The organism is Psychrobacter sp. TWR1-1-1, from assembly GCF_049895865.1.
Classification (GTDB): domain Bacteria; phylum Pseudomonadota; class Gammaproteobacteria; order Pseudomonadales; family Moraxellaceae; genus Psychrobacter; species Psychrobacter immobilis_A.
Genome location: NZ_JAFCTE010000009.1, coordinates 57,965 through 84,062 on the forward strand (window position 1 = coordinate 57,965; position 26,098 = coordinate 84,062).

General features: G+C 42.3%; 22 protein-coding genes. 6 read left to right on the forward strand and 16 right to left on the reverse strand.

The window, feature by feature from the left end; genetic code table 11:
• Window positions 1-215 precede the first annotated feature (215 nt).
• From trmB to ACP69U_RS09880, 3 genes are all read left to right on the forward strand, one after another.
• Window positions 216-1,067, forward strand: a complete 852-nt coding sequence (gene trmB, locus ACP69U_RS09870; RefSeq protein WP_426138439.1) for a tRNA (guanosine(46)-N7)-methyltransferase TrmB — start codon at window positions 216-218, stop codon at window positions 1,065-1,067.
• A 1,028-nt stretch (window positions 1,068-2,095) separates the two neighbouring features.
• Window positions 2,096-3,148, forward strand: coding sequence for a recombinase RecA (recA, locus tag ACP69U_RS09875; RefSeq protein WP_055124705.1), 1,053 nt, complete (start codon window positions 2,096-2,098; stop codon window positions 3,146-3,148).
• Window positions 3,149-3,205: 57 nt separating this feature from the next.
• Entirely contained in the window at window positions 3,206-4,324 is a 1,119-nt protein-coding gene (locus tag ACP69U_RS09880; protein WP_426138440.1) for a regulatory protein RecX, read from the forward strand.
• Between the two features lie 64 nt (window positions 4,325-4,388).
• Here the strand turns inward: ACP69U_RS09880 and ACP69U_RS09885 are convergent, their stop codons facing one another.
• The 7 genes from ACP69U_RS09885 to ACP69U_RS09915 all read right to left on the reverse strand — a co-directional run bounded on the left by ACP69U_RS09885 (window position 4,389) and on the right by ACP69U_RS09915 (window position 12,046).
• Window positions 4,389-5,846, reverse strand: a complete 1,458-nt coding sequence (locus ACP69U_RS09885) for an anion permease (RefSeq protein ID WP_426138441.1) — start codon at window positions 5,844-5,846, stop codon at window positions 4,389-4,391.
• A 307-nt stretch (window positions 5,847-6,153) separates the two neighbouring features.
• Entirely contained in the window at window positions 6,154-6,882 is a 729-nt protein-coding gene (locus ACP69U_RS09890; RefSeq protein ID WP_426138442.1) for a YidB family protein, read from the reverse strand.
• 302 nt (window positions 6,883-7,184) lie between these two features.
• Window positions 7,185-7,628, reverse strand: coding sequence for a protein YgfX (locus ACP69U_RS09895; RefSeq protein WP_426138443.1), 444 nt, complete (start codon window positions 7,626-7,628; stop codon window positions 7,185-7,187).
• Between the two features lie 92 nt (window positions 7,629-7,720).
• The gene (locus ACP69U_RS09900; protein ID WP_045444191.1) at window positions 7,721-8,002 is read right to left on the reverse strand and encodes a succinate dehydrogenase assembly factor 2; all 282 of its coding nucleotides are present in this window, start codon (window positions 8,000-8,002) and stop codon (window positions 7,721-7,723) included.
• A 29-nt stretch (window positions 8,003-8,031) separates the two neighbouring features.
• Window positions 8,032-8,928: a dihydropteroate synthase gene (gene folP, locus ACP69U_RS09905; protein ID WP_426138444.1), complete on the reverse strand. Its 897-nt coding sequence runs from the start codon at window positions 8,926-8,928 to the stop codon at window positions 8,032-8,034.
• A gap of 188 nt (window positions 8,929-9,116) precedes the next feature.
• Entirely contained in the window at window positions 9,117-11,012 is a 1,896-nt protein-coding gene (gene ftsH, locus ACP69U_RS09910) for an ATP-dependent zinc metalloprotease FtsH (protein ID WP_055124711.1), read from the reverse strand.
• A gap of 401 nt (window positions 11,013-11,413) precedes the next feature.
• Window positions 11,414-12,046, reverse strand: coding sequence for an RlmE family RNA methyltransferase (locus ACP69U_RS09915; RefSeq protein ID WP_045444188.1), 633 nt, complete (start codon window positions 12,044-12,046; stop codon window positions 11,414-11,416).
• A gap of 343 nt (window positions 12,047-12,389) precedes the next feature.
• On the opposite strand from ACP69U_RS09915, the gene ACP69U_RS09920 reads away from it, so the two are divergent.
• Both ACP69U_RS09920 and ACP69U_RS09925 read left to right on the forward strand, forming a co-directional pair.
• On the forward strand, window positions 12,390-12,698 hold the full coding sequence (locus ACP69U_RS09920) for a YhbY family RNA-binding protein (RefSeq protein WP_045444184.1): 309 nt from the start codon (window positions 12,390-12,392) through the stop codon (window positions 12,696-12,698).
• 217 nt (window positions 12,699-12,915) lie between these two features.
• Window positions 12,916-13,644 carry a hypothetical protein gene (locus tag ACP69U_RS09925; RefSeq protein WP_426138445.1) on the forward strand — a complete coding sequence of 243 codons (729 nt, stop codon included), beginning with the start codon at window positions 12,916-12,918 and terminating at the stop codon, window positions 13,642-13,644.
• 114 nt (window positions 13,645-13,758) lie between these two features.
• On the opposite strand, the gene ACP69U_RS09930 is transcribed toward ACP69U_RS09925, so the two are convergent.
• Window positions 13,759-14,487: a CHAP domain-containing protein gene (locus ACP69U_RS09930; protein ID WP_045444182.1), complete on the reverse strand. Its 729-nt coding sequence runs from the start codon at window positions 14,485-14,487 to the stop codon at window positions 13,759-13,761.
• A 262-nt stretch (window positions 14,488-14,749) separates the two neighbouring features.
• Between ACP69U_RS09930 and ACP69U_RS09935 the strand changes: the two genes are divergently transcribed.
• Complete coding sequence (locus ACP69U_RS09935; protein ID WP_055124714.1) at window positions 14,750-15,265, forward strand: hypothetical protein; 516 nt, start codon at window positions 14,750-14,752, stop codon at window positions 15,263-15,265.
• A 298-nt stretch (window positions 15,266-15,563) separates the two neighbouring features.
• On the opposite strand, the gene lpxC is transcribed toward ACP69U_RS09935, so the two are convergent.
• The 8 genes from lpxC to gshB all read right to left on the reverse strand — a co-directional run bounded on the left by lpxC (window position 15,564) and on the right by gshB (window position 26,071).
• Window positions 15,564-16,481, reverse strand: coding sequence for a UDP-3-O-acyl-N-acetylglucosamine deacetylase (gene lpxC, locus ACP69U_RS09940; protein WP_055124715.1), 918 nt, complete (start codon window positions 16,479-16,481; stop codon window positions 15,564-15,566).
• Window positions 16,482-16,854: 373 nt separating this feature from the next.
• A complete protein-coding gene (ftsZ, locus tag ACP69U_RS09945; protein ID WP_045454113.1) occupies window positions 16,855-18,060 on the reverse strand; it encodes a cell division protein FtsZ in 1,206 nt (401 codons plus the stop codon).
• 235 nt (window positions 18,061-18,295) lie between these two features.
• Window positions 18,296-19,588: a cell division protein FtsA gene (ftsA, locus tag ACP69U_RS09950; protein WP_198329470.1), complete on the reverse strand. Its 1,293-nt coding sequence runs from the start codon at window positions 19,586-19,588 to the stop codon at window positions 18,296-18,298.
• A 163-nt stretch (window positions 19,589-19,751) separates the two neighbouring features.
• Entirely contained in the window at window positions 19,752-20,546 is a 795-nt protein-coding gene (locus ACP69U_RS09955) for a cell division protein FtsQ/DivIB (protein ID WP_426138446.1), read from the reverse strand.
• Between the two features lie 561 nt (window positions 20,547-21,107).
• Window positions 21,108-22,115 carry a D-alanine--D-alanine ligase gene (locus ACP69U_RS09960; protein ID WP_426138447.1) on the reverse strand — a complete coding sequence of 336 codons (1,008 nt, stop codon included), beginning with the start codon at window positions 22,113-22,115 and terminating at the stop codon, window positions 21,108-21,110.
• Between the two features lie 26 nt (window positions 22,116-22,141).
• Window positions 22,142-23,581, reverse strand: coding sequence for a UDP-N-acetylmuramate--L-alanine ligase (murC, locus tag ACP69U_RS09965; RefSeq protein WP_201540480.1), 1,440 nt, complete (start codon window positions 23,579-23,581; stop codon window positions 22,142-22,144).
• A gap of 83 nt (window positions 23,582-23,664) precedes the next feature.
• Window positions 23,665-24,750, reverse strand: coding sequence for an undecaprenyldiphospho-muramoylpentapeptide beta-N-acetylglucosaminyltransferase (gene murG / locus ACP69U_RS09970; protein ID WP_426138448.1), 1,086 nt, complete (start codon window positions 24,748-24,750; stop codon window positions 23,665-23,667).
• Between the two features lie 337 nt (window positions 24,751-25,087).
• Window positions 25,088-26,071, reverse strand: a complete 984-nt coding sequence (gshB, locus tag ACP69U_RS09975; protein ID WP_426138449.1) for a glutathione synthase — start codon at window positions 26,069-26,071, stop codon at window positions 25,088-25,090.
• Between the last annotated feature and the right edge of the window lie 27 nt (window positions 26,072-26,098).

A 26,098-nucleotide genomic window follows, 5' to 3' on the forward strand; every position in this document is an offset into this window, starting at 1 on the left:
TAAAACGACAGATAAATACCGCTAATTCAATGTAAAAGAGCGTCAAGGCAGCCGAATGGCAATCTATATGTGATACGTCAAACAAGGTCAACGCTTTCACTCTTTTATGCTGGATCAGCGATAACAATATTAAAAAAGGATTGTGCGTTCACAGCTGTATAGATTTAACTTATAATAAGCATACATCACCCATTTTATGAAGCCTTGTCAATCCTATGAGTCAACATCCTGATATTAATGATCACATCGATAGTACGAATACTACTGATGAGCAAAAAGTCCTCAGCACTAATACCGAAAGCAATACTGATATTGACATTGAATCCCGTATTAGTAATGAGAGTGAGCCTGAAGAAAGCAAACATCTACGTATCGTCAATACTTTTATGAAACGACGTACGCACATGAATAAAAATGCCGAACTGGCACTGACCGCGCCAGAATTTGCTGAGTATTTGGTCAATAACAGTTTCGGTGATGGCAATCTTGATGGTATTGACAATCTACGAACGCTATTCGCTGATAGCCCTAACGGTAGTGAAGCACCGCTTACCTTAGAGATCGGTTTTGGACTGGGTGATTCGTTCATTGAGATGGCAGCAGCAGAACCTAGCCGCAATTTCGTTGGTATCGAAGTGCACGAGCCAGGTATCGGTAAATGCGCCTATATGGCAGGTACTCAAAATTTGACTAATGTCAAAATCATCAACGGTGACGCCATCCAATTGCTCAAGCAACTACCAGAAAACCATATTGATCGCATCCAGCTTTACTTCCCTGACCCATGGCAAAAAAAGCGCCATCACAAACGCCGCTTCGTCAGTGCTGAACGCATGGCGATTGTGACTCGTAGTCTAAAGCAAGGCGGCTGGTTCCATACCGCAACCGACTGGGAGCATTATGCCTTCTGGATGGTTGAAGTATTAGACGGTTTTACTGGTTTAACCAATCAAGCAGGCACAGGTAACTTCACCGACCGCCCTGACTTTCGTCCAATGACCAAATTTGAGCGCCGCGGTATAAATAGTGGACATGGCGTTTGGGATTTAATCTATATTAAAGACTAGATTTGGGTCACTTATCTTCGATGACTTCTGCATAGCGGCTAAATTATTTAGCCGCTTTTTTGTGCTTGCAAATTATCTAATGACAATATTATTTGATTTTTTTCAGCTACAACCCTTAATAGACAAGCTATAAGTATTTTTATTAAAAATAATAAAATTTTTTTAATACGTGAAACATCGTCTATTTTCATAGAATTTTTAAATTAATAATGCTACATATAGGGGTAAAAAATATATTCCAGCACCACACTCACAGGTTACCTATCTACTCAAACATTGATAGTATAAGGGATTCATGAGTTCTCCCCATAAGCTGTGGATAACCCTGTGCATAAGTACGCACTTGACAACAATTTCCCTAGATAGCTCAAAGGATGAGGTAAAATCGTTCATTTTTTATACAATTTAAAAAACCTTCTAAATCAGTAAGTTAAATGATATTTCATAATACTGTAATTTATTTTCAATATATTTTTAAATTAAATTAATCCTCACTGATGTTTCACAAAAGCTAAATTTAGACGCTTTATTTGTTGTGGACAACTTTTAATGCTATTGACAAAGGGCAGCATTATCCTATCCAAAATTAGGATATATTCAGCAACTAGATTACACAAGTTATCACTTATATACAATGCGACAGTTAGTGTCGTTTAGCATCATTGAATCCTCTATATGCTCCTTGGTTTTTGTTATAATCATCTTATCTAATCAACCGCACTTTAGAAAACAGTTAAGGCTTAACGAGCATAATGTTACCTACAAATTACATCTGTTGGCGCTGATTATGAACTTAATTTTACTTTTATCGTTATTGGATTTTACTGTATAGTAGAGTGATATCCTATATTACTGTCTACACCATCGATACCCTAGCCCATTCATCCTAGATAGACATTGAACGAACGCTGCCTATTATTTAGATAGCCATCAGCACTATTGAGCCGTTAACCTTCATAGCTACAAACATTTTATTTATCATACCAAATTTATAGTTTTAACCAATGATTGAAGACAAGGAATCCAGTATGGACGACAATAAAGCCAAAGCCCTTAAAGCAGCACTCGGTCAAATCGAAAAGCAGTTTGGTAAGAATACCATCATGCATTTAGGTGACGACTCAGCTATTATGGATGTCGATGTAGTATCAACAGGTTCGTTGGGTCTGGACATTGCACTTGGCATTGGTGGTCTACCAAAAGGCCGTATCGTAGAGATTTATGGCCCAGAAAGCTCAGGTAAAACGACCATGACGCTACAGGCGATTGCAGAATGTCAAAAACAAGGCGGCACCTGCGCCTTTATTGATGCTGAGCATGCGCTTGACCCTGTTTATGCGCGCAAACTTGGTGTAAACACTGACGAGCTATTGCTGTCTCAGCCTGATAATGGTGAGCAAGCACTTGAAATAACCGACATGTTGGTGCGCTCTGGTGCTATCGATATGATTGTCATTGACTCAGTTGCTGCCTTGACGCCGCGCGCAGAGATTGAAGGCGAGATGGGCGACTCACATATGGGTCTGCAAGCACGTCTGATGAGCCAAGCCCTACGTAAAATCACTGGTAACGCCAAACGCTCTAACTGTATGGTGGTATTTATCAACCAAATTCGTATGAAAATTGGTGTGATGTTTGGTAGCCCTGAGACCACGACTGGTGGTAACGCGCTCAAATTCTACGCCTCAGTGCGTATGGATATCCGCCGTATTGGTGCAGTCAAAAACGGTGATGAAATCATCGGTAACCAAACCCGGGTCAAAGTCATCAAAAACAAAATGGCACCGCCTTTCCGCCAAGCAGAGTTTGAAATTACTTATGGTGAAGGTACCAACCACTTAGCCGAAGTGATTGACTTGGGTGTTGAAATTGGAGCCGTTGGCAAAGCAGGCTCTTGGTATAGTTATGGCGATGAAAAAATCGGTCAAGGTAAAGCCAATTCTGTGCTGTTCTTAAAAGAAAACCCTGCGATTGCGCAAGAAATCGAAGCTAAAATCCGTGAAGAAAAGCTTGGATCAAAGAAAGAGACCAAAGCCGAAGATAAAGCCAATGAAGCGTTGGTCTCTGACCCTGTACAATAACGGCGCAATTATTCACCGCTATTAATAATCATGACTTGTTATGAAAATTAAATTGTTATGAACATTAAAACCTTAGCTGAAATACTCGCTGAATCCGATGCCGATTCAGCGAGTAGTCCTACTATCAAATCAAAAAAACCGTCCAAATCTTCCAAACACTCTGAATCCTCCAAATTTTCTCAGCATTCCTATCAAGGCAATCCTAAAAAAACAACTAAGACGCGTAAGCATTCAACTTACTATCATGAAGTCCATTCATTATCTGACGATACTGACTTTTCAGTAGAATCCGTTGACGCACCCCCTTCTACCAATAAAAATCCTGCTAAAACCAAGAAACGTAAAAAGCGCTTTCATCCAGCGGCTAACTTTAGCCCTGAGCCTAGTGACGTGCCTGCTTATCAGCAACCAGAAGCGCAAAGTATCAAAGAGATGCTCGCTGAAGTTAAACAAAATATTCATGGTGAACCAGACGATAGTGCAGCTACTGATAATGAATTTAACAAAGAATCACAGTATACAACCGATGCTGCGATTACCAACACTTCTGTGCATAGCACAGTCGACAGTCAGATGGATAACCTACCCGCTGCTCTTAAAGCCTATTTGCGCACGCCTGAACAACGACAAGCAGAAATAGATGAGATCAAAGCCGAAAGTCGTTTACGTTGGTTAGCTTTTTATTATTTATCGCGCCGTGAGTACGGCAAGGCTGAGCTTAAGCAAAAGCTTATTGATAAGGAGCAAGCCCCAGATAAAATTGATGCGCTACTCGATGAATTTGAGGAAAAAGGCTACCAAAGTGATTATCGCACGACGCTCATGCTCATTCGTGAAAGTATCCGTAAAGGTCGGGGACGTGGGCGTATCAAGCAAGAGTTTTATCGTAAAAAAATTACCATGCCCAGTAATATCGATGAGTTAATCGATATGGCAAATGCAGAGTCAGAAGAGTTTAGGGAGTTTGTAGATGATAGTGCAGATAATCTGGTAGATGGTGTCGATTGGCTCAAACTGGCGGTCACAGCCCGCACTAAGAAGTACGGCGATGACATACCCACTGAACAAAAAGACAAAGCAAAGCAGCTACGGTTTTTGCAATATCGAGGCTTTCAGAGCGATATCTGTTTTGCCGCGCTCAATTATACATTAGACACATTAGATGAGCGCTTTTAACCCACCCTCACCTTTTTTTAAATACATCCATCTGTACATAAAACAATATGACTTGAGCGATCTATTAATAATAGCCGAGCACTTTCCACCAAATCAAACCAGCACCGATCCAAATAACTAAATTGACCACACTCATTATTGCGCCAATACTCCACCACTCTCTTAACGTCACATAGCCAGAGTTAAAAATGACTGGCGCAGTACCAGTTGCATAATGCGTAAGCGTCATCATGATATTGCCCGCTGCGGCTAAGATAAGCGCATATAACATCGGCGGTGCGCCCAAGCTTAAACCCACCGCATAAAATGCTGCAAATAGTGCAGTAATGTGAGCCGTGGTACTAGCAAAGAAGTAATGGATATATAAGTATACTAGGGTCAAAATAGTCACAGCACCGATCCAGCCAAGCCCAGTCGTGCCAATCATCGATTCGATATTGCCAGAGAACCAGCTTATCAGTCCAAGCTTATTAAGATAAGCGGCCATCATAATAAGGGCGCCAAACCAAATAATGGTATCCCATGCTGACTTCTCTTTTAAAATATCGTCCCAAGTCAGTACCCCAGTCAATATTAAGGTCGTCAAACCAATAAATGCTGTGGTGGTAGCATCAACGCTATATTGCTTACCTAACATCAATGCGGGAATATTCGCCCACAATAACAGCATCAGAGCAAATACTCCGAGCATGATTTTTTCTTGGCTACTTATTTTTCCCATTTCTGCTAAATTTTCCTTGGCAAAACCTTTTGCATCGGGCGTGATTTTAACATCAGGTGGATAAATTATATAAATGACTAACGGCATCACAAGCAGACATAGCATGCCAGGTACAAACATCGCCACTGCCCAAGTGGTCCATGACAGCTGAATATCACCGCCTGTGGCTTTATTCACTAAATCTACAACCAGAGGGTTGGGCGCAGTAGCCGTGATAAACATCCCAGAGGTAATAGGATTGGCGTGGTAGTTCACCATCGCCAAATAGCGACCAATTTTGTTTTGAGTGCCTTCTTCTGGCGTCGAATGAAAGCTTTGCGCGATAGACTTCATAATAGGATGAATAATACCGCCGCCACGTGCCGTATTAGAAGGCGTAATAGGTGCTATCATCAATTCAGCTGCAATCAAAGAATAAGCCACGCCGATGGTTTTTTTACCAAAAATAGAAATAAAATAATAGGCAATACGTCGACCCAAACCCGTTTTTATCAAGCCACGCGATATCATGACTGCAATACCAATTAGCCAAATCAACGGACTTGAGTAGCTTGATAATGCATCACTAATGGCTTGTGCTGGGCTATCACTAGTCACGCCTGTAAGTGCGACTAGGGTGACTGCAATGATAGCAATGGCACCAATGGGTAATACTTTGCCGATGATGGCGACAATAGTGGCGATGAATAACGCCAGCATGTGCCATGCTTCAGGCGTAACGCCAGTAGGCACTGGTATCACAAACCAAATGATCAAGCCGACCAAAATGGCAACCGCTGCTTGAATAGGCTTAAATGGCATGATTAACTATCCTTATAAATGCTTATACCATCACGCAGTCATATTATATAAAGGATCATCAAAGTAGCCACTGCGACAAAAGACTCAATGAATCATATGACCATCTTATAAGATTTATAGAATTATTTTTCTATTATTCACCATTTTTAACATATCTATTTAGAATAAAGAGTAAATATTCAGTAATTGAGTACCAATAGTAGGGTTAAACTAACAGCCATAAAAAAGAGCACGTTGGATAACGTACTCTTTTTCATAGTATTAACTTTGTGGCATTAACGATTGCGACTTTCTTTAAAAAATAAATTTATTTTAGCGCACCTAGTCGACTAGATAGTTGATTAATGATTTGATCAATCTCTTCATTGGCTTCAGATTCATTATCCAAATTGCCACTTGGTGTCAGCTGATTCATTACTTCTGGCAGCAATTCAGCAAGACCTTGACGGACTTCTAAGTCATTAGCACCAGTATGTGCTGCAACCTGCTGAATCTCATTTTCATCGAACAACTGACTGATATCATTTGGATCAAGGTTGTCATTGTCTTGCTGGTTACTCATCCAAGAACGGGCTTGGTTTTCATAACCCATACCTGTGATTTTCGATAATGCACCACTCAAGCCGCCATTGCGTTTGATCCAGCTTAGTACCATTGGCATAAGTGCAGCGATTAGCATACCTTTACCACCGAATCCGCCTTTGGTACGCTGACCACCCAATACGCTGCCTAAAATATCGCCCAGACCACCAGCATTAGAATTGACACCGCCACGTTGATTGCCACCAGTGAGTCCACCGCCTGTTAACCCACCGAGAATATCATCTAAGCCAAAACCATTGTCTGGCTGACGATCATACTGGCGTGGATTGTAGCCTCCAGTTTGACTACCACCGCCTAGCACGCTACCCAATATATCCCCAAGACCACCTGTACGACGTGGATCAATGCGTTGATTTACAGGATTACGCTGTGCATCTTCAGGATCCATCGCACGACGGGCCACCTGACTAACCAAATTCCCTAATAAGCTCATTCTCGATTCCTTTTTGTCATATTATTTATTATCTATAAACCGCTAAAAACTTCGCTGCTAATTTAATATATTAAGCAACAGCGTGATTTACTTATGCGATTCACAATTCTCTTGCAATATAACAAATCTCTTTCGCTATCCAGATAGGTGTTTTGTTATGACATGTAGGCGTTCGTAAATTCGTGGAAAAAACCTCTCATGGGAAACTATAAAAAAATACTTCCTTAACTCGTATTTTCGGCGTTTATGTTAGGCATATTGAACATTCAACCATGGTACTAATAAGCACTATTTATAAGTATTCAATACAATCTAGCCAAAACATTCAACTCTCGCCATTGTTCAGGGCTCACTTGATCTCGAAAGATGGTCACTGATAAAGAGCGCTGATAAGGCTCTATAACATTGAATTCAAAGCTTATCGCCCATCGATATCCAGAGACAGCGATTAATTGTGCCTGCCATAGCTCATCACCGCGACCCGTACGGAGCAGTAGCTGCCAATGTTGATCAACACGATAGCTAAGTGGTGGCTGGCTAAGGTGCAGCAGTATGGGTCGTGATAATGTCAAATAAATAATCACCACGGCGGTAACGATTAAAATAAGCACATATTGCCATAACAATAAAGAAGCAAGCCACGCCAGTACAACCATGACGGCGGTCAACCCACTATAAAGTAGCAAACGCAAATAGCTGGCAGGACGAATAGCCGTATCAATACGCAACGAATTTGCCAAGGTCATATTTTATCACCAAAAAAAACGGCAGACCATTATGTTACTTAGACCCAGCTATGCCAGCTCTGAACAACCATTTTTTATATCTAAATCAGTCTTTAAGTCAAATCTTTGGTATGACGCCATGTTTTAATTTTATTGACTAACGCCCATATCTCTTCATTTTCTGGACGATTTTGATTGGTGAAATAATCCAACAAATCAGGGTCTTCATGAGTCAGCATTTCTGCAAACGTCTCTTGTTCAGCAGGCTCTGCCGTTAAGTAAATCTCTTTGACATAAAGGTCAATATAAAAGTCTAACTCTTTTAATCCGCGGCGTGCTTGATAGATAATGCGGCGCTGTTCATTGGTTGGTTCTGGCTGAATCGGGGTGGTCATAAAAGTACTCTCATTATTTTAAATTGGGATTAAGGATAATTATGCGCAGATAACTGACGCCACAAGGCGACCGCTTGCTGCATCATCGCCACATTATGGGTGCGTATAATGCCAGCACCTTGCTGTAGGGCAAAGATACTAGCTGCCGTACCTACCACATCACGATCTACCGCGTTAGTAGTAGCAACGACTTCGACGCCACTCTTACTCAATACTTCCGCTAAAAAACGCTTGCGTGAAATGCCAAACATCATCGGTAAACCAAGCGCTTGTAGCCTGCCAAGCTGGCTTAATAGTGCACAATGATGCTCATAATTTTTAGCAAAACCAAAGCCTGGATCGATAATAATTTTCTCACGCTTAACACCAATTCCTGTTACTTCGTCAATACGCGATAATAGCTCAGCCCTTACGTCACTAATGATGTCGTCATATTGTGCCAAATTATTCATCGTTGTTGGCTCACCGCGCATGTGCATCAGCATGATGGGTATATCAAGCTCAGCCGCTAGTACTGCTGCACCCTCGCGTTTGAGTGCGCGTACATCATTCCAAATATCAGCACCAGCGTCAAAAGCCGCTTTCATAACCTCTGGATTACTGGTATCAATGGATAGCCAAATATCCTCCCCGCATTGCTGCCTAATGGCTCGAACCACTGGCACAACACGTTGCATCTCTTCAGAAGTGCCCACAGCATCCGCATTGGGGCGAGTAGACTCACCGCCAATGTCGATAATAGTCGCACCTTCTTCTATCATTTGCTGACAATGCGCAATAGCCTTATCTATCACATTGAACTGTCCACCGTCTGAAAACGAATCGGGTGTGACATTAAGAATACCCATAATATGAGGCTGCGATAGATCTAGTGTTTTATCACGACTTGATATCTTATAGCTGGGTAAGGGCTGAAATAAGGACATAACCAAATTATCTCTCATCAAAACATTCTAATTATTGCAGACTGCTTGTTATGCACTGTGCTTGTTATGCGCTGTGCTCATGATACCAGTAAACTCTATTTTGTACTAAACCCTTCACGAAATATGGACAACAAAAAAAGCCCTTTATGATAAAGGGCTTCTCCTATTGGATATGAATCAACTGACAACTACATCGCTGGTAACGGTGGCGGTGTTGAGTTGGTTGTTTTAATATCATTTTTCGATAAGTTGACTTCATTGTGCTGATAAACTCTAGGTGGACGAGGGTCTTCACCTGCTAAGATATCTTGCAACTGATCACGGTCAATCGTTTCCCACTTCATTAGAGCATCTACCATCGCATGCATTTTTTCTTGATTGCCTTCAATCAATTCGCGCGCGATATCATATTGCTCCTCTAACATACGGCGAACTTCTTCATCGACCTTTTGCTGCGTGGCTTCTGAAATCGTACGACTGCTAGAGCCAAAATAGCCTTGCGAGCTGTCTTCGTCTTCATAAACCATAATACCAAGTGCGTCAGACATACCGTACTTCGTCACCATGGCGCGAGCCATCTTGGTTGCACGTTCGAAGTCGTTAGAAGCACCCGTCGACATTTGATTGATAAAGACTTCTTCAGCGATACGACCGCCGAATAAGATAGCAATATCGCTCAGCATTTTTGATTTATACATACTGGTTTGGTCATGCTCTGGCAACTGCCAAGTAACCCCAAGCGCAAAACCACGCGGCATGATCGTTACTTTATGCACAGGATCGGTACCTGGTAGTAGCTCAGCGACTAAGGCATGACCTGCTTCATGATAAGCGGTCGCACGGCGCTCCTCTTCACGGATGACCATTGATTTACGCTCAGGACCCATATATAGCTTGTCTTTTGCATCTTCAAAGTCATTCATATCAACGCTGGTCTTGTTGCGACGTGCTGCAAACAATGCCGCTTCGTTGACAAGGTTGGCCAGCTGCGCACCACTGAAACCTGGTGTACCGCGAGCCAATGCATTGGCATCCACACCGATAGTATTCGGCAGCTTTCTCAAATGCACTTTAAGAATTTGTTCACGGCCTTTGATATCTGGCAAGCCCACTTGTACCTGACGGTCAAAACGACCTGGACGCAATAGCGCTTTATCAAGCACATCCGCACGGTTGGTCGCGGCAATGACGATTACGCCTTCATTGCCTTCAAAACCATCCATTTCGACCAATAATTGGTTCAGTGTCTGCTCACGCTCATCATTACCGCCACCCATACCAGAGCCACGATGACGACCGACCGCATCAATTTCATCAATAAAGATGATACAAGGCGCGCTCTTTTTAGCCTGTTCGAACATATCGCGTACACGTGAGGCACCGACACCGACAAACATTTCAACAAAATCAGAACCTGAGATTGAGAAGAATGGCACTTTAGCTTCACCAGCAATGGCTCTTGCTAGTAGCGTCTTACCAGTACCTGGAGGGCCTACCATTAAGATACCACGTGGAATCGTCGCACCAAGCTTGGTAAATTTATCAGGGTCGCGTAAAAACTCGACCACTTCAACCACTTCTTCTTTGGCCTCTTCACAACCAGCCACATCTTCAAAGTTCACCTTGATTTGGTCTTCAGTCAGCATTTTAGCTTTTGACTTACCAAAGCTCATAGGGCCGCCGCCCTTACCGCCAGCGCCGCCTTGCATGTTACGCATGAAGAATAAAAACAGACCAATAATCAATAGAATTGGGAAACTGGCTATCAGTAATTGCATCAAGACGCTTTGGCGTTTTGGGGCAGTCCCTTGGACTTCGACTTGGTTCTCACGCAGCAATGGCATGAGCTCATCATCTGACACAGCTGGTCTAATGGTCTCAAATGATGAACCATTTTTCTTTTCGCCGGTGATTTGCTCGCCATCGATTTCAACGCTGGCTACTTGGTTTTCTGACACGGCGGTCACAAACTCAGAGTAGTTAAGGCTATCCGGCTCGGATGATTGGTCAAAGCCGCTAAACACCAGCACCAAAACGCCGATTACCACCAGCCACAATAAGGTATTTTTTACCATGTCGCTCACTAGTTATTCCCATCCCTTACTTATTGGTGTGTTTATTAAACACGTGACGTCTATAAACGTATCGCTCATTTTTTAGTAAATATATTCATAGCCAAAATTTATAAGTCAGACTCATACAACTCAAATGCTGCATGGGGACTGTTTTCACAAGTTATAAATATCAATGACCTATATATCTATCGTAGATGAGCACATCAGGCGCTTATTGTCAGACGACTTTGCCTAAAACATATGCTTGAAACAAAGTTAATATACCATGATATGTGGTGCTAACCTGCATAATTCAAGCAGGTTTCGCTATTATTCAGTTAACGATTGTAGCGAGTTCAATACGCTCATGAGACTATGTTATGGTGACACATTATCTCGCTTACAATGGCTGTGAAATAACGACGTTATGATTATTTAATCGCTATCCAAAACATCTCTTTTGACCGTGGTCGTGACGCACCTGGTTTAATACTACGGATTTTACTAAAATCCTGCTGCATCTGCTTGCGTAATTCTTGTGTGCCTTCACCTTGAAACACTTTCATAATAAGTGCGCCACCTTCTGGTAAGGTTGCAAGCGCGAAGTCCACTGCCAGCTCGCATAAATACATCATACGTGGCTGATCGATTGCGCTGTTTCCTGCCGTATTTGGTGCCATATCGGACAGCACTACATCGACCTGTCTATCCCCAACCTCCGCCATGATCGCATCAAACACTTCTGCTTCGCGAAAGTCGCCTTGAATAAAGGTCACATCAGGCAATGTATCCATCGGCAGAATATCAGAAGCAATCAAAATGCCTTTTTCGCCTACTAGCTGACCTGCCACTTGAGACCAACTGCCTGGAGCACTGCCCAAATCTACAACCGTCATGCCTTTTTTAATAATATTGGTCTTTTCATTAATTTCTAATAACTTATAGGCGGCACGGGCACGATAGCCATCTTTTTGCGCTTTTTGCACATAATGATCGTCAATATGCTCTTTCATCCAAGCGCTACTACTCTTTGACAGTTTTTTATTTTCGATACGCGTGGCCAAAATACCTGCTCCTATTGCTTTGCAAAATATTCATACATATTACTGAAGTAGCTAAAAGATTTATGAAGCACTTTCGATATGGTTTAAATTCATTCGAATATGCTTTCAATCAAGATTTTTCTACATTTGCAGTCTTAAACTGACTAAATTCTATTGGTTAAAACACTGATTTATCAGACAGTAGCGTTTATAATGTGCCCAAATATTCAGTTTAACATTTTCATCACGTAAAATCGTGCAAAATCCTGCTGATCTCATGCAAGATGACCACAGATTATCTATAATGGTCGTCAACTGCTCTTAATAGCACTGTCTTTTATTTTTACCAACACCTAGGAATTCTATGCAACTCGATAACGCTACCATCAAACGCCTAAGAGGCATTGGTCACGACCTCAAACCTATCGTCATGATTGGCAACAAAGGTATTACCCCAACCATTACTGAAGAGATTGATCGCGCGCTATCAGATCATGAGCTTATCAAAGTAAAACTGCCTGCTGGCACAAAAGAAGAGCGCGATGTCATCGGTGCGGAACTTGCCAAAGCGGCTAACGCGTCTTTGGTTCATTCTATTGGCCGTATGGCATTATTACTACGTAAAAATCCAAACGCCAACCCAAAATTGTCTAACTTAGCGCGTCATGCATAATAATATGTGATGACCAGCTGGTTTGAGTGATGTGATGCATATCAACTCAAATCATAGCCAAATGGTGACGATAAATGTAAAAGCCGCGATGCATCTTGCTCGCGGCTTTTATGTTGTCTGCTCGTTTTAAATTTACTTAGCGTGTAATATTAGCTCGCTTAGTCGGTACAATTTTTCTTATGGTTACTTCTATATTTTCATTGTCGGGTCTTAAACTATGAATCAATCATTCAATCTCTATGTGGCCACCGAAACCATAGTAAACGATGCGCAGCAACTGGGTGTAACAGTGGATGAGTTGCAGCGCATCTGTATAAATGTGCGTGCTCAGATTATTCGACAGCCATCACTCCACTTACAGCTAACCTATCAACTCACCCTGCCCAGCCAAATACTAGCAAAGCAGCTAAACTGGTCAATGTGGCAGCAAGCGCAAGTAAGATTCGATGATTACTTGTGGGAAGAGACTTGCCTTGAGTGTTTTATCACTGGTCGTCTGATAAATGATGAAAATCTAACGGATGCTCAAAAGGCAACACCCTATATCGAGATTAATGCCAATCCAGACGGTCGTTACGCGCTATATCAATTTGAGAGCTATCGTAATCCTGCCACCTTACCGCCAACACCCTTATATGCAGCTGATGGACAAGCGCGCGCGTCTATTAATTGGATAAATAATGTAAAGCCAACATTAAGGTACGTGGAGAATCCTTTATTTAATGACCCATCAGTCGCAAATAGACCTCATCATTATGAGCGCAGCTTTAATGTACCACTAATCCAACGACCTAATAAGCAGTACGTCATCGCAAATACTGTGATTGAGCAGATACACCCTTGCGTTATTTTATGGTTTGGTGAGATTGCTTTATATTTTGCCCCAAACCACGCCTCCCCGCCTGACTTTCACAATCGTAGCCACTGGTCGAGATTTGAGCTTTAACTCTACTTTTAACTTAAGCATCACAACTCCAAGCGCAAAAAAAAACAGCAACGCTATAAAGAGCATTACTGGATTTGGAGAAAACTTTTAACTTAGGTTACATCTAACTGGCTATTATTTGTCAGCCATCGCGAGGTAAATACCACGGTCTGATGCATCATCGACATATTGCGAATCACGCCATGTCGTATAGCTGTAAGTGCCACTGTATGGGCTAATGCTGTTTTGGCGGAAATCAGATACCCAATCGTTACCATCAAAGATCTGGATATGACCATGTGGACGGTTTGACGTACGATTATAGACAACGACGTCACCCACTTGTGGCTGCATATCATTACTGATCTTGGTAAAACCTGCTTGAGCAAGTGTGCCGCGAGAGGCATACTGATAAGCTGAAGGGTTAGGCGTAAATTCGTAACCTGCTGATTGTAGCGCTTTACGTACATAGCGAGCACAGTAGCCAGAGCTTCTAGATAATGCTACTCGCGATGCACTTGCCGCTGCAATCGCAGGAGCAGAATTGCGATCAGGAGCGCGGCTTGATTGCTGCTGACGCTGCTCATAAGACAAACGGCTGGTAAGCGAAGCAAGTTGATATTCTTTTTGCTTGGCATGCGCACTTAAATTATCAATGGCTTGACTGATCTCATCATTGCTATATACATGAGCACCACTGTTAGTGCTATAGATATTGCGGCTAGAACCGTAGTTCGCAGAAGCAGAGATGTTAGTGATGGTATGACTCAAGGTATTATTTGGTTGAAAGGTTGTTTCGACAGCACCACTTGTCTGTGCTATACCCATTCCCAATACTGACAAAATTAATAAAGCTTGTTTCATAAATTTACTACCTATTGTTAATACAAAACCGCTCGTCATCCGTGACAAAGCATCAATTAGTTTAGAGGAGATGATCATTACAAAACATGATAAAATCCTTGTTAAAACAGCCCGCTATTTCTTCTGTAGTGACTAATGCTGGTATTATCAGTTAATACCATATTCCGCTTAGTTCACTGTCTCGCAAATCGTTCAGTATCAATTGCCTTTAGCATGTCAATTATGAATATCGATTTTGTCACCTATTAGATGAGTCATCACGATGTCAAAAAAACAGCCAAATCGGCTTGCCCAACTTATCGACCATCAAGCTTTTGCTGGTAGCGCACTACCCCGAACGCTTGCTGACAATATGCGGCTATACATAGAAGCAACCAACGAGGTAAAAGAGCTATTGGTAGATTGTCTACCTGAAGAAATTCTTAATACCTGTTGGGTCGTAGGCCTCACCTCCGAGCAATTAATACTCAGTGTGGGCTCAATGACTGCTGCCAATCATATTCGCTATTTGCAGAGCGCTTATTTGCAAGTCTTAACAGAGCAGTCAATTACATTTAAACAACTCAAGCAAATTCGCGTCGTCGTCGCTAAAAATTCAGCTGATAATCATTCATCTAAACAACTATCAGCAGTATCAGCAACTTTGTCAAAATCTAGTAAAGCCAATGAAAATCAGGCGCTTAGCCAAAACACAAAGCGGACTATATCACAGGCCGCAGAGCATGTCACCACTGATGAAAATCTCAAAAAAGCACTTTTACGTCTGGCAAATCATTGAAATTATTAATGTTACTATGTAAAGTTGTGTAAACAAAACCGTAAAAATCAGCTGATAACGCTGCGATTTTGTAATGGTGCAAACAAAAAAAATCACCTGCTAGCTCCGTTCACATTATGAACGTCACCAACAGATGATTGAAAAACTATCCACAGCTTTGATATTCTCTACTCTAGAGCAGAATTGTTAAAATAATCTAAACAATACATTCAAAAAAACGAATATTATTAGAATGTAATTACAGCCGGATTATGTAATATTGCGTAAATGTTTCGATACTTCGTGTATATTCCTGTATTCATCCTTCAACAGTCAAACCTTCGAGAGGTAAATACTGAATTGGACAGGTTACATTGTCATCAAAAGTTACAATTTCAAAATTATTATGATCAGATAGTATCTCACGTACCAATAAATTGTTTAATGCGTGACCAGATTTATAAGCATTAAAGCGACCCAAAATCGGATAGCCAATCAAATATAAATCACCTAAAGCATCCAAAATTTTATGGCGAACGAACTCATCATTAAAACGCAGACCTTCTTCGTTAAGAATATTTGCCTCATCAATAACAATAGCATTATCCATACTGCCTCCTAACGCCAAATTATTCTGACGTAAGGCTTCTATGTCTCGTAAAAATCCAAAAGTACGGGCTGAACTCAATTGCTCAATGAAGTTTTGCGTCGAAAACTGCAGCTGTGCATGCTGAAAATCTTTGTCGATAGCAGGATGATCAAAATCAATCTCAAAATTTAGCTCAAACCCTTCATAAGGACGCAGTTCTGCCCATTTATCGTCTACTTTTACTCTTACAGGTCTGACGATTTTTATAAACTTCTTTAAAGCGTCTTGCTCGCAGAATCCTGCGTCAAGCAGCAACGCTACAAAAGGAGCGGCACTACCATCCATAATCGGTATCTCTGAGGCCGACACACGGATTAAAAGGTTATCCACGCCAAGTCCTGCAATGGCACTAAGCAAATGCTCGACCGTCCCCACACGTGTGCCACCAAACACTAGGTTTGACGACATCATAGTATCTTGTACTAAAAAAGCACTGGCTGGAATCGGCTGGCTGCCTTCGATATCAGAACGCTCGAAAACAATACCCGTATCAATAGGTTGCGGATGAAACTCTAAGTCAACAGGCTGACCACTATGGAGACCAATACCTGTAACAGCAATCGCAGTTTTTATGGTTCTTTGGTTCATGGCTGTCTTCTCACATATTTTGTTACAATTGCCATAGTGTATCATTACCCGCCCCTAGTTCGCCATAGTTAAAACTTGCTAATTTCCTTATCTCCTTGATTGATAACACTTATCGTCAATAAATTTTGATGGTTTTCATGTCTCATTGATCACACTGCCTCTGTTAACACAGGGAAATAACAGCCAAATGTTACAATCATAAATTGTTTTATACGCCTATTTATTAATGATGATTTTCGCATCGAGAGGCGATTCTTATAAATAGAGCGCGCTCATAGCTGAATCAGTTTGCTAATATATGGACATTTTCTATAGGCACAAAAAAGCCAGCAACTTAGTACTGGCTTTTTTTGGATCTAAAAATCTGAAAATATTATTTATTTTGTTGACGTTTTAGATAGTCTTGAATGCTATTGGTTTTGGTTTTCGCCTGCTCTTGAGGCGCACTTGAGCGAGTAGCACTAGCCGTTTCTTGATACATCTGAGCTTGCGATTGCTTCTGGCTGTTTAAAGCACTGGTATGCACGTTAGGGTCAACAGGCTGAGTGCTATTGACAGAAGGAACTGGTGCCTCGACTACTTCTGGCTCTTGCCCAGCGTTTTCATCTAACGTCAGACCCGTTGCAATAACAGTGACATGTAAGTCATCACCCATTTTTTCATCAATCACTGAACCATAGAAAATATGTGCATCGTCAATATCTGTAATTTCTTCGACAATAACACTGATTTTGCTCATCTCATCTAATGAGAGTGATTCAGAAGAAATTACGTTAACCAACAGACCTTTTGCATTTTCTAAACGCAAGTCATCAAGTAATGGTGATCTGATGGCTTTCTCAGTTGCTTGACGCGCACGATCATCGCCGCTAGCACGGCCGATACCCATCATTGCATGGCCTTTGGCAGTCATAGCAGTGCGGATATCGTTAAAGTCGATATTGATCATACCTTCACTAGCAATAGTTTCAGCAATACCTTGAACTGCATGTAATAACACATCGTCCGCTTTTTTAAAAGCATCCTGCATAGAGATATTGCCATAGACACTCATCAACTTATCATTCGGAATCGTAATGATAGAATCAACGAAATTAGTCAATTGCTCAATACCAGCTTTAGCAGCCTTGATACGTTTGCCACCTTCAAACTTAAATGGCGTAGTCACGACGGCAACTGTCAACACTTCCATTTCTTTAGCAATACGAGCAACCACAGGCGCTGCACCCGTACCCGTACCACCGCCCATACCAGCAGTAATGAACACCATGTCTGAATGTTCGAGTAATGCACGGATGGCTTCTTCTTCGCTCTCTGCTGCTTCACGCCCAACTTCTGGGTTCGCCCCTGCGCCCAAACCGCGATTCGTTTTTGCGCCAAGTTGTAATTTATGCGGTGCAGTTAAACGATCAAGCGCTTGTTTATCCGTATTAGCACAGACGAACGTTACACCTCTAATCCCTTGTTGTACCATATGTTCAACCGCATTACCGCCACCACCACCAACACCGAATACAGTGAAGCTTGCTTGGCCGTTATTTTGAGGCTGGTTATCATCTGGCATGGTGTATTTTGACATAAAAAGGTTTCTCCAGTTGCAGATAGCGTGATGGTCGATACTTGGTAACACACTTATATGGCGCGCTATCGACTTACTATATATAATTGTATTTAAATAAAACAGGGCAATGGCTTAGATAATTGTGCTAGCCAAAATATGCCAGTATGGTACAGGGTGTTACTTTTCGTATTCTTGCCTATTATATAGCTGCATACTCTTATGCTGCTTAATATAAGTATGTTTTGCTAACAGATTATAATATCTTTTTGAGTACACTAGCAAAACGCTGCCCTGCACTTTGAAAAACACCAGTGACTCGATTTTTTTGAATCGCTTCAGGCTCGCTTTTTTCACTACGGCGAAACTGCTCGCTTTGACTATATAATAGTGTACCAAATGCCGTTTGATAAGCACGATCATTCACTTGACTGTTTAGCTGCTTAAATGACTCATCATTATCAAAATGATTATGAGCACTAATAGCAGGATGAGTGTTGGTTAATACTACGGGCATTTTGAGCAATTTTTTGGTAAAGGGTATCATACCTTTAATCGCTGTACCGCCACCTGTGAGTACGATACCTTTGTCGATATAGCCGATGAGATCAGCCTCATGCAATTGACGAGCAACTTCCGTAAATATCTGCACATAGCGCGCCTCTATAATGCGGGCTAGATTATAGATACCAATATTAATCTCGTCACCTGTTCCTTGCGGTTTAAAGATAAAGAACGAGCTAGGATCGACACTATTGACATCGACAGTACCATGGGTTTTTTTCAGCTTTTCAGCTTCAATCATGGAGATACCAAAATCAGCTGAGATATCCATCGTCACTTCGTGGCTGCCTGTCGCGATGCAATGGGTAAATATGAGCTTGTTTTCTTTATAAACGCAAATACTGGTCGTACTAGCACCAATATCTACCAAACAGACCCCTTGCTGGCGCTCGTCACTCATCAAACTATATTCAGCACTCGTCACTGCATCAAATACAATGTGGTCAATACCAACATCACAGCTTTGCAGTAATTTTTGGATATTCTGACGACTAGCAACGGGCATCATCATCATGTGGTACATCACAGTAATATTATGCGCCATCATTTCGATCGCATCATCCACCATGAAATCTTGATCATCAACATAGATACCCTGCTGACAGCAATGCATTAGATAATAGTCTGAAGATAGATCGCGTGACTTGGCATTAGACAACGCCTGCACCATATCTTTGGCACGTACCGCCTCATCTTCTACACGTACCTCGCCTGCACTATTTTTGCTCGATAATTCCGGTGTCGCTAAGGTCAACCACACACTGTGCACGCGGCAATTGGCAGTATCTTCTGCTTCTTGAATGGCTTGTTTAATAGCACCTTGTAGACGTTCACGGTGTTTTATTTGACCTTGGTAAAAATCGCTATTTTTGACTTGTCCCACGCCCAGAATACGGATGTCTTTTGCAGAGACAACGTTACCAATGACGACATAGACTGCCGTGGCACTTAGATGGACAACAACCAGATTTTCAGTATTTTTCATGGTACCAGACAAATTATCGCTAAACAGGAGACCAAATGACGTCTCCATTAGATCATTAAAAAAAGCGTTATCAACACGCTATGATGTTGTATATTCTGTGCTACAAACTATCAAAATAGCTCAAACTAAAATGCTAACCAGTTTTTGTTTATGCTATCTATTGTTATTTTGCTTCATCAATTTTTGGCTGTGCCATATCCCAAGCAATGGTAAAACCATTTTTATAGCGCAAATCTACAGACTGTATTTCGCCTCGACGCTCACTTAACTGATTGCCGAGCAGCTGACTTAAACTCAGCAGCTTTTGCGCAGTATTCTCGTTATCAACAATCACACGCAGTCCATTGTCAAAACGAATCAGCCAAGTCATTCTTGGTGACAGAATAATATCTTCGACTTGCATACCAAGTGGCGCATACCAGTCGTTAACTTGCTGCATCTGCTGCATGATAACTGGGGCTTGCGTTATCTCACCTTGTAAGGTGGCGAAGCGTTCTTGCGTCAGATCTTTACTATCAGCAGGGACAAAAACCGCACCTTTTGCATCCACCAAACGCTCTGTACCAAAATTAGCAACCGCTTGCTTAGGTAATGCAGTAACGACTATGCCCCGTTGCCAATCACGAGAAATACTGACCTGATCAACCCAAGCCAGACCCGTCGTAATATCTCTTAACGCTTGCAAATCAGAGGTAAAAAAGCTGCTTACCTTTTGTTGATTCATAACCTGTTGCAATGCGCGATACTGGGTAACTGTTAAACCCTGATTATTCACATGGATAGAAGCTGGCGGTGCATCACGCAACGATTTTCCACCCATTATCAATATCAGTACGAGCAACCCTAGTACCAATACCATAAAAAAATATTTGAGCGAAGTCGGTACTTGGAACTTAGAGTTTGGGCGACGGGTTTTATCACTCATCAAGTCAGTTACCTCGTTGACAGTTTGAGCCATAACGACCTTTGTCCCTATATTTGCATAAAACTGATCATGCTATTTATAAATGTAACTCTGCATATTTTTGCAGAAGCCTATTAAGTTGACATATTATCAAAATATTTTACTAAAACGATTTATAGGATGACATTATGCTCATTTAAACGTAATGCTCATTTAAACGTAACATTTTTCTTAATTTATGAATAACTTATGGGCTAAATTCATAGAAAACAGAAATATCACTAAAACAGACCTATAATTACAATATTAACGTATTTTATGGTTAAACAATAGCTTAACCCCTACTAGTGACAACGAATTTACACAAGTTTACATGACGCTGTGGTATAGCAGCTCTAGTGATACATTAACCCGTTCTAGTCTAGTAGTATTCTCAGGCTATAAGAAAAATTTAACTCTAATCATTCATAAGTTTTATCACTGGTTTATTAAGACAGCCTATTAATGACAACTGCCTTAATAAATATCAATAGCATTATGAACAATACTAAAAAATGAGCAATGTTAAAAAGTAGCATTGCTAAATCACTGTTTAAGCAATAACTGCTATACCAGTCACTCTAATGTCTGCGCTAAAATATGCCAGCACAATGCATCAAAGTCCATGCCTTGAGCCTTGGCTGCCATCGGAACCAAGCTATGGCTGGTCATGCCTGGCACTGTATTGATTTCAAGCAACCAGAAGTTGCCTGCTTCATCTTGCATAGCATCGATGCGTCCCCAGCCTTTGGCATCAACGGCACGGAACGCTGCAAGGCTCAGATCTTGTAAATGCTTTTCGTCAGCAGCGCTCAGACCACAGGGAATATAGTAACTGGTATCATTACGATTATACTTGGCTTCAAAATCGTAGAAGTTGGTAATATCAGCAGGTTCAAGACGAATGACTGGATAAGATTCATCGTCGATAATGACGATTGTAAACTCGCGACCAGTAATCCAGCGCTCAGCCATAACTGCATCACCGCACTGTACCGCCGTTGCATAAGCCGCTGGCAACTCGTCAAGATTGTTGACCTTAGTCATACCAATACTGGAGCCTTCATGAACGGGCTTGATAATAAGTGGTAGACCTAGCATGTTGACCACTTGCTGCCAGTCAGTTTCAGCTGTTAACAATGAAAATGGCGCGGTTGCTAACCCACAACCCTGCCACAATTGCTTGGTACGAACCTTATCCATACCCAGCGCTGATGCCAGAATGCCTGAACCCGTCTGCGGAATATCAAACCATTGCAGCACACCTTGCAACAAACCATCTTCGCCGCCGCGACCATGCAACACGTTGAACACACGGTCATACTCACGTAGCTCTGTGATGTCTTGATGCTTAGGATCGAAATGAGTGGCATCAACGCCTTGGTTTTGTAGCGCCTGCAATACGGCAGCACCACTGTCTAATGACACGCTGCGTTCATTGCTACTGCCGCCGTAGACAACCGCCACTTTACCAAACTGTCTGGCATCTTTTGCATCACTGGTCGTCGTGTTTAGAGTGGCATCATTGCTCTCTAAATTATCTGAATTTTGAGTGCTGGTATTTTCTTTAGTATCAGTCGTCATGAAGATCGTTCCTAGAATTTTTTAGCTTACTTAATGTAAAGGTTATTGGCAGCCAAGTCGACAGCGATCTGCCCTACATTACCTGCACCTTGAGTAATGAGCATGTCATTGGCTTTTAATAAACGCTGCATGACAGGAGCTAAATTGTCCTTGTCAATAATCGTCGGTTCAACTTCACCGCGCAACCGAATACTACGCGCCAATGACTTGGTATCAGCACCAGTAATTGGGCTTTCACCTGCTGAATAGACGTCTAATAATAATAATTCATCAACGCTGGAGAGTACTTCGACAAAATCATCGAAGCAATCGCGGGTACGACTATAACGGTGCGGCTGAAACATCATTACCAAACGACGTTCAGGGAAGCTTTGACGTGCCGCTTTAATGGTGGCATCGACTTCTTTTGGGTGATGACCATAATCGTCAATCAATAAAACATTACCATCATCAAGACTGACAGAAGCATGCTGCTCAAAACGGCGACCAACGCCTTCAAATTTTTGCAGAGCGCGTTTGATCGCTTCGTCATCCACCCCTTCATCAGTCGCCATGGTAATAGCAGCAAGTGCATTGTAAACGTTGTGAGTACCAGGAATATTGAGAGTCAAACGTAAAGGTTCACGGTCACGGCGCAGTACCGTGAAGTGAGTTTTAGTACCTTCCGTTACCAAGTCGATGGCTTGAACGTCGTTAAAAGGCTCAAGTCCAAAGGTCAGTACGGGACGACCAATATCATCAATCATGGCATACAATTCTGGGTCGTCACCGCAGACCACCGCCAAACCATAGAATGGCATGTTTTGTAAAAACTGAATATAAGCGGCTTTTAATTTATCAAAACTATTCTCATACGTTTCCATATGGTCTTGATCGATATTGGTGACAATCGCGGCCATCGGATGTAACGATAAAAACGATGCATCAGACTCATCGGCTTCTGCCACTAAGAAACGACTGCTACCCAGTGCAGCATTTTTACCAGATGCATTCAGCTTACCGCCGATCACGTAGGTAGGATCGAGTTGCCCTTCTGCCATCATGGTAGTCAACAAACTGGTCGTCGTGGTTTTGCCGTGAGCACCAGCAACAGCGATACCGTGACGATAACGCATCAACTCGCCCAGCATATCGGCACGGCGTACCACTGGCAAACGCGCTTCTAATGCCGCTTTTACTTCAGGGTTGCTGCGATCAATCGCTGACGATACAACGATGACATCAGCATTGGCAATATTTTTGGAGTCATGACCGATCGCAATATCAATACCAATCTGTGCCAAACGTTTGGTCACTAAGCTCTCAGCAATATCAGAACCACTTACTTGATAACCTTGATTGTTCATCACCTCCGCGATACCGCACATCCCCGAGCCACCAATACCGACAAAATGCAAATGCTGAATACGACGCATTTCTGGTATTTCAATCAAACGCTTAGGTAGAGCTTTCGCAGGGTTAGACATAGGGCTTCTCTTTATTAAAGGCTAATACAATTTAGTGTATCAAAATAATTGATAATAAAAACAGTCAGTTATAAGAATATAGGCTACAGCGTTTGCCAAATAATATCAGCAACTTGCTTGCTCGCACTTCGATTGGCAAGGGCATGGCCTTTTTTGGCCATCGCTAGGCACTTCTCTCGATTAAGGGCAGCAAGCTCATTGCTCAAACGCTGCGCTGTCAACTCAGACTGCGGTAACAAAATCGCCGCATCGTGTGAGGTTAAAGTGCGGGCATTAGCAGTCTGATGGTCATCTACCGCGTGCGGCAGCGGTACAAAAATTGCGGCAATACCAACGTTCTGGATTTCCGTAACCGTCAATGCGCCTGCTCGGCAAACAATAACATCTGCCCAATTATAAGCGGCGGCCATATCGTCGATAAAAGGCTGTACCACAAACTTGTGCATACTCAAGTCTTGCTCATCGTAAGCCGCTTGTGTGGCAGCCTCATTGTTACGCCCGCATTGATGACGCACTTCAAAAGGCTGATTGAGCAATGCCAGCGCTTTTGGTACAGTGTCGTTTAAGGCTTGTGCACCAAGTGAGCCACCCACGACCAACAATTTGAGCGGTGAGTTGTCATTAACATCATAACGCACCGTCGGTTCAGAGACACCAGTGATGGCATTGCGTACTGGGTTACCAACCGTTTCAAGCTTAGTATCCTGTGCACTATTGGCAAAGGTATCCTCAAATGCTTGCAACACCTTAGTTGCAATCTTGGATAGGTAGCGATTACTCATCCCTGCAATGGCATTTTGTTCATGGATAATCAAGGGTGTATTGGTCAGACGGGCGGCGATCCCACCAGGCGCAGTCACATAACCACCAAAACCGACGACTATGTCAATTTGATTGTTACGAATCACCTTTATAGCAGCCATCGTCGCTGACAATAAGGTTGTCGGCAGCTTTAATAAACGCCCGACTCCTTTACCACGTAGCCCTTGCATATCGATAGCATGAAAACGATAGCCCGTCGGTGCAACCAAGCCATTTTCCATACCATTTGGCGTTCCTAGCCAATGAATAACCGCACCACGCTGGGTCAATTCCTCAGCCACTGCTAGCGCTGGAAACACATGCCCGCCAGTACCCGCGGCCATCATTAATATATGCGGTGCTTTCATGAACGCCTGCCTATCTTTTTTTTATTTATATGAAGGACTTATTATCCTATAATCATTTCAGTCATCAGCAAATAACAACCCTATAAAATCTCGCATAGTATAGTGTAAATCGTTGTCTGACATATAGAACTTTCTGCACTGTGAATAACAAAAATCCAAGCCGTGAGCACTCGCGACTTGGCTGTTATAAATACTATCGTGAAACCATAAAAGCGTCATTTATTAATGCCGTTTTATCAGCTTTTATAGGCTATTCAAAGATGCCGTTTATCGAACTATCTTAGCATACTGTTTTTTAAGTATTGTGCGCATAGCTTAGTGATAAATCACTCTATCCTTACAGCGTTGCGCAAACTGCTAATTTATTTTCAATGGCGATAATAAAGTCTGTCGCAATGTCCGTACCGCATTGGTCATCAATTTCACGAACACAAGTGGGACTGGTGACATTAATCTCAGTAATACGACCACCTATTAAATCTAGCCCGACGAACATGAGACCTTTTTCCTTGACAATCGGTGCGACTACTTCTGCCACCTGACGCTCGATATCGGTGAGCGGCATCGCAACACCGCTACCACCCGCAGCCAGATTACCACGGGTCTCGCCTTTGGTAGGAATACGCGCCAAGCTATAAGCAACCACTTCGCCATCAACGATCAACACGCGCTTATCGCCTTCTTTGATCTCTGGCAAATAACGCTGCGCCATAATAGGTAATGTCTCAAGCTCGGTTAAAATCTCAAGCGTGACACCGATATTTGGACTATCTGCAGTCAAACGGAAAATACCTGTACCGCCCATACCATCTAATGGCTTAACAATGACATCTTGCTGCTCAGCGATAAACTTGCGAATATGCGCCTGTTTACTGGTCACAATCGTTGGGCTCATATAATCGCTAAACCACGTGGCAAATAGCTTTTCGTTGCACTCACGGATCGCTTGCGGATCGTTAACCACTAGCACGCCTGCGGCTTTGGCATGGTCAAGCATATAAGTTGCATAAATAAAACGCATATCAAAAGGCGGATCTTTACGCATCAAAACCACATCATAATCGCTGATTGGTGCTGTCGCTTTATCCCCTAATGTATAAAAATTATCCGGGTCACGCTTGACGGTTACTGGCTGTGTATCAACCATCAGTTGCCCACGATCCAACCACAAGTCATGAATCTGGCAGTAGCCAAGGCTGTGCCCACGGTCTTGCGCCGACCACATCATCGCAAGGGTCGTGTCTTTTTTATAATTAACCTGCTCGATAGGATCCATAATGACGAGTATGTTTAACGATTTTTTTTGATTTTCTTGGCTCATAACAAGACTCACTTACGTTATATTATT